This is a genomic window from Methylobacterium sp. E-041 (assembly GCF_022829665.1).
In the GTDB taxonomy this organism is placed as follows: Bacteria; Pseudomonadota; Alphaproteobacteria; order Rhizobiales; family Beijerinckiaceae; genus Methylobacterium.
This window is the reverse complement of sequence record NZ_JAKSYQ010000227.1, coordinates 1-4,648: the sequence shown is the minus strand read 5'-3', so window position 1 is coordinate 4,648 and position 4,648 is coordinate 1. Positions and strand designations below refer to the sequence as shown.

3 protein-coding genes and 2 pseudogenes are annotated in these 4,648 nt (G+C 66.4%); 3 read left to right on the top strand and 2 right to left on the bottom strand.

Going from position 1 to position 4,648, the window contains the following annotated elements; genetic code table 11:
• Both MKK70_RS20505 and MKK70_RS20500 read right to left on the bottom strand, forming a co-directional pair.
• On the bottom strand, positions 1–1,307 hold a 1,307-nt coding region (locus tag MKK70_RS20505; RefSeq protein ID WP_243949574.1), incomplete at its 3' end, for a cache domain-containing protein.
• A gap of 783 nt (positions 1,308–2,090) precedes the next feature.
• A pseudogene (locus tag MKK70_RS20500) lies at positions 2,091–2,661 on the bottom strand (tyrosine-type recombinase/integrase).
• A 202-nt stretch (positions 2,662–2,863) separates the two neighbouring features.
• Between MKK70_RS20500 and MKK70_RS20495 the strand changes: the two are divergent.
• The 3 genes and pseudogenes from MKK70_RS20495 to MKK70_RS20485 form a co-directional block, all read left to right on the top strand.
• On the top strand, positions 2,864–3,499 hold the full coding sequence (locus MKK70_RS20495) for a DUF938 domain-containing protein (RefSeq protein WP_243949572.1): 636 nt from the start codon (positions 2,864–2,866) through the stop codon (positions 3,497–3,499).
• Positions 3,499–4,224, top strand: a complete 726-nt coding sequence (locus MKK70_RS20490) for an SDR family NAD(P)-dependent oxidoreductase (protein ID WP_243949575.1) — start codon at positions 3,499–3,501, stop codon at positions 4,222–4,224. The genes MKK70_RS20495 and MKK70_RS20490 overlap by 1 nt, the downstream gene beginning before the upstream one ends.
• 207 nt (positions 4,225–4,431) lie before the next feature.
• Positions 4,432–4,648 (top strand): annotated as a pseudogene (locus MKK70_RS20485) (IS110 family transposase); the annotation flags it as partial.

Below are 4,648 nucleotides of genomic sequence, written 5' to 3'. Positions count from 1 at the left end.
GCCAGCGCCTTCACCTCCGCCGCGACGACGGCGACGCCCTTGCCGGCGGCGCCTGCACGTGCCGCCTCTACGGTGGCCTCGAGGGCCAGCAGGCTGGTCTGGCCGGCGATGTCCCAGATCAGCCCGACCACGGCGACGATCCGCGACCCCGCCGCGCGCAGAGCCTGCACCCGGGCGCGGGTCTGGTCGGCCGCGCGCACGGCCAGATGCGCGAGCTCGGCCGAGCCGCCCACCTGCCGGCCGATCTCGGCCACCGAGGAGCCGAGCTCCTCGGCTGCCGCCGCCACCGTGGTGACGTTGGTGCCGGCCTCCTCGGCGGCCGTCGCCACCGTGGTGGACTGGCTCGCCGTCTCGGTCGCCGACGCGGTCAGGGCCCGGGCGGTGGCCTGCAGCTTGGTCGCCGAGGACGACACCATCCCGACGATGCCACCCACCGCCGCTTCGAAGTCGTCGGCCATCTGGCGCATCCCCGCCTTGCGCTGCGCCTCCGCCGCTAGATCGCCCTGCGCGGTCTCCGCTTCGATAGCGCGCGTCCGGATCAGGTTGTCCTTAAACACCTGGACGGCGGCAGCCATCGCACCGATCTCGTCGCGACGTTCCTTGGCCGGCACCTCTTTGCTCAAGTCCCCCGCGGCGAGACCGGTCATGAACGCCGTCATGGCCCGCACCGGCCGCACCACGCTCCGGCCTATAATTGTCGCGAGAAGACCGATCATCACCGCAACGATGGCCGCGCCGCCGAGCAGACGCATCAAGGTCGGCCGCATTTGCGCCGCCGTGTCGTCCGCGTAGATGCCCGATCCGATGATCCATCCCCAAGGCGCGAAGCCTTTTACATAGGAAATCTTCGCCACCGGTTGATCCATACCGGGCTTGGGCCACTGATATGGGACGAAGCCCGCGCCCGACTGCTTCACCCGTTCGACCACATCCACGAACAGATGCTTCCCCGCCGGGTCGACGATGTCGGTGATATCCTTGCCGACAAGGTCGGCCTTGGGATGCAACACCATGCGCGGTTGCATGTCCTGGATCCAGAAGTACTCGCTGCCCGCGTAGTGTAGGCCACGAACAGCCGCTACCGCCGCGTGCTGGGCGGCATCGCGGCTCATCCGGCCGGCGCGCTCCTCGCCTTCAAAATAGGCGAGGACCCCTTGCGCCGCCTCTACGAGATCACGCGTCTTCAACTCTCGCGCGTCCGTGACCGTCTGAGACATGTCCCAGGCCGCCAGCCCGATGAGCATTGCCATACCGCCGAGAGCGGTCAGGGTAATGAGCTGTATGCGGGTGCCTACGTGGAATGCCATGAGATCCTGCGGGGAACTGCGCGAGGGCGGAGTAAGGACGATGGTGCCTCGGCGCGTATCACACACGCTTGCTACCAGACGTAGGAAGCCACCGCCGATACCTGACCGCTGGGGTAGAATTGCAGGCTATCGCGCATGAGCGTTAATGATATTTCACAAGCCTGGCAGTTACATTTAAAAATATCGCACTGTTAAAATGGTCGAACGCTAAGATTGTTGCGCGTCGAACCTGAACGATCGAGATCGCTTGGGCGCGCCGGTCGATAGTTGACGGCCACCATGAGATCACGCGGTGACACGTCCGCTCACAGGCACTCTTTAGAGCCCTTCTCTCCCTTTTCTGGTCGGTGGCTTTGTCGCCCTGAGGCCCGACGCGACGGTGGCCGGTCGTGAGGTGCTGTCGAGCAGGTTGAGGACCTGCGGACGATCCTCGAGCGCCGCCGGATGTTTCATCTGCTTTGGCGTCGCGTCGCGGCTGGCGCCTTGATGCTCGTCAGCCTGCAGGCGACAGCTTCACATGGCGTCCGACTGCTCTGTCTCCTGATGCAAACACGCCTACAGGTCCGCATTTTATGGGACGCTAGGTTCGGCTGCCAGCCCAAGCCGCAATGACCGGGCAGCCTACGAATGGTTGCTTTGCTGAAGAGCCGACGGCGTTCCGGACGACCGACATGGGTCGGGGGCGGAACGTCCGCTTTAGGGCGAAGGTGCAGGGTCCGCTCCCCACCCTTCTCGGACGAAGGCGCGGGGTAGGTGCGACGGCCTCAGGGGCCGCCGCAGTGACTACCAGATGTCGGTCTGCTCCGACATCACCAGGCATCATCTGCCTCGATGACGAGGTAGCGTACCGTGCTCTGAAGCTTGGTGTGCCCGAGAAGCAGCTGGCAGGCTCGTAGGTTGCCCGTTCGCCGGTAGATCAGCGCGACCTTCGTCCGGCGCAGGCTGTGCGTGCCGTAGCCCGCCGGCTCGAGGCCAATCAGCGCCACCCACTCATCGACGAGCGGGCCATACTGGCGCGTCGTGAGATGCTCGCCCGGGCGGCTTCGGCTCGGGAACAGCCAGTCCCCGGCACGTAGACCCCGCAGCTGCAGCCAAGCCGCAAGCGTCTCGCGGGTGGTTTCGGTCAGCTCGAAGGGTACGGGCCGACCGGTCTTTTGCTGAACGATGGTTGTGCGCAGGCGGACGCCGTCACCGAGGTGGACACCGGCTACGCGTAGGCGAACGAGATCGCAGCCGCTCAGTTTGCTGTCGATGGCGGTGATGAACAGGGCGAGATCGCGCGTGCGGCCCTCGTGCTGCAAGCGAGTGCGGATCGCCCAGATGTGCTTGGCTGGAACGGAGGCTTGGGGCCAATGAGACGGCCGAGGTTTCACGGACGGCGAGCGGTATCGCTGGCTGGAGGCATGATGGAACTCCTTCTAAGGAGCCATCAGCATCTCACCGCGATCCGCCCGTCGTAGCGGCGCGCTCTGGGCTGGAGCGGATAGTCAGCTCGAATCAGGCGTGTCGCGACAAAGAGGTATGCGCTCGGTATCGGCCGCTCGTAGAAGAGGCTCATGCCCGATGCCCTGTTCTCGCCGGCCGCAGCTCGCAACGCCGCCTTTATCACCGAAGTCCTCAAACGCGTTCTCCCGCCCAGCGGTCTCGTCCTCGAGATCGCGAGCGGGTCCGGTGAGCATGCCGTCCATTTCGCTCGCGCGCTACCCGCGCTCGTCTGGCAGCCCAGCGACCCCGACGAAGCGGCCCGTCGCAGCATCGTCGCCCATGCCCGCGCCGCCGGGTTGGCGAACATCCGGTCGCCGCTGGCGATCGACGCGATCCGTCACCCGTGGCCAGCGGCGTGGGCTGATGTGGTCGTCGCGATCAACATGATCCACATCGCACCCTGGGACGCGACCATCGGGCTGATGGCTGGCGCGGAAGCGACGCTCGCGGAAGGTGGTGTCCTCTACCTCTACGGTCCTTTCCGGGAGGATGGCGCGCACACCGCGCCGAGCAACGCCGCGTTCGACGACAGCCTGCGCGCGAGGAATGCCTCCTGGGGGATCCGCGACATCGAGGCAGTCGCGGCCGCCGCCCGAGCGCACGATCTGCATCTGGCCGAGCGCGTCGTGATGCCGGCCAACAACCGCAGTCTGATCTTTCACCGCGGGCGCCGAGGCTCCGCGGTCGATAGGGATTCCGCGGCTTGATCCCCTTGCGCCTGACCAGCGCGGTCGTCGTCGGTGCGTCCGGCGGCATAGGTGGGGCCTTGATCCGCGCCCTCGCGGAGGCTCGGACCTACGCGCCAATCTTTGCGCTCTCGCGCTCAGAAGCGTCATTCCCGCAGGGCGTCCGAACCGTTCCGATCGACCTGTGCGACGAAGCGACGATTGCGGCGGCGGCGGCTAGGGTCGGCGAAGCCGGACAGGTCGGTCTGGTCATCGTCGCCACCGGCCTTCTTCACCGGGCGGGCGTCTCGCCCGAGAAGACGGTCAAGGCGCTTGACCCTGCCGCGATGGCCACCGTCTTCTCAGTCAACACGATCGGCCCTGCGCTCGTCGCCAAGCACTTCGTGCCCTTGCTGGCGCCAGGGGAGCGATGCGTGTTCGCGGCCTTGTCGGCGCGGGTCGGATCGATCGGCGACAACCGACTCGGCGGCTGGTACGCCTACCGCGCCTCGAAGGCGGCGCTGAACCAGATTCTGCGAACGCTCGCGATCGAAGTCGCCCGCAGCCGACCGGAGGCGATCGTTGTAGGCCTACATCCGGGCACGGTCGCCTCCGACCTGTCGCGGCCCTTCCGGCCAGATCCAACGGCCGATGGTGTCTTCTCGCCTGAGGAGAGCGCGGCGCATCTCCTGCGCGTGCTGAGCGGTCTAGGCGCGAACGACACCGGCGGCGTCTTCGCCTGGGACGGCTCGCCGATCCCCGCCTAAGTGCGGTTTCGGCCCGAGCGGAAGCGCGGGGCGGCGCCATACGACCGTTCGGAGCTGAGATCACTTACGACATGCGCCATCAGCGGAAATTGGCTGCCTGTCTGAAAGCAGATGGGGTGGATGGCTCCCGCTCCGACTGACGGTATCTCGGTGCCAAGATGTGGTTGCTGTCAAAGCAGCAGCCACGCAGATGCAGGAGCCATCCCCATGGAGATCACCACCGTCGGCATCGATCTGGCCAAGAGCATTTTCCAGGTTCACGCCGTTGATGCAGCTGGGCACATCGTCGTTCGCAAGGCGCTACGCCGGGCGCAGGTCGTGCCGTTCTTCGCCAAGCTGCCTCGATGCCTGGTCGGCATGGAGGCGTGCGGAACGTCCCATCACTGGGCCCGGGAACTGACGAAGCTCGGCCATGAGGTTCGGC